At 45.3% G+C, this 1,019-nt stretch carries 1 protein-coding gene; it reads left to right on the top strand.

Annotated elements, in window-relative coordinates; translation table 11 throughout:
• Positions 1-230: 230 nt before the first annotated feature.
• On the top strand, positions 231-1,019 hold a 789-nt coding region (locus tag R7P69_RS25305), incomplete at its 3' end, for a cache domain-containing protein (protein ID WP_318121845.1).

Here is a 1,019-nt window from a genome sequence, read left to right as displayed (position 1 = left end):
CCCCTTCATTCCCATGACCTCGACTTCGTTCCCCTTTGCACACCATGATGAATGGGGATTTAACATTGCATTGCTGAATAAAAATCACACCATGTGCCTCAAGTTTCATCACTAACTGTCGATAAATTCACTAAAGCCTTTCATGTAACGCTCTGTGCTTGAATCGTCTAAACCCTCTGGAGTCACACGTTGTGACACTGATCTTTTTGTCTGTTTATAAAGGTTAGACAATGAGAAATACCATTAAGTTAAAAATCCAGATTGCTATCGCAGTCATTATCGCCATCGTAAGTGGCGTTCAAGCTTGGGTTTCCGTTAATCAACTTCACGAAGAAACCACATCCACACTCAACCGAGAAATACAGAATATTTCTGAGTCGACTAACCGTTATATCAGCGATTGGCTCTCAATTCGTAGCGATATGATGTTGGCTAACGAACAAATCATCGCCGGTTCTGATGATGCAGATCGCGAGTTATTGCTGACCAAACGCGCGGGGAAATTTCTCTCGGTTTACGCAGGATTCTCTGACGGCACTATTGCCTACGGCGATAAAAGCGAATCATGGCCCTCCGATTACGACCCTCGAACTCGCCCTTGGTATCAAGACGCGATGGCACAATCTGGGCTGATCATTACCGAGCCATACCAAGACTTTGATGGCAGTATTGTGGTTAGCTTTGCCAAAGCGTTTAACCAAAACAAACAAGGCGTCTTGGCCGCTGACTTGGCCGTCACAGACATCATCAACGAAGTGTTGAATATCCAATTGGATAACAACGGCTTCGCGTTTTTGGTGGATGGCAACAATAACCTCGTCGCTTATAAAGATGAAAAGCTCAGCCAGAAACCGCTCACCACGTTAAATCCAGAACTGACGCGCGATAAAATGGCCAACTTGGCACAACACGCGAAGCTAGAAACAATCACGTGGCCAAAACAAGGCGACCAACTGATTTATGTTGCTCAAGTCCCTAACACCGATTGGTCTCTGGGCGTTGTGCAAGACAAACAAATG

The organism is Vibrio sp. 661 (assembly GCF_033339315.1).
GTDB lineage: Bacteria > Pseudomonadota > Gammaproteobacteria > Enterobacterales > Vibrionaceae > Vibrio > Vibrio alginolyticus.
This window is presented reverse-complemented; position numbering and strand designations above follow the sequence as displayed.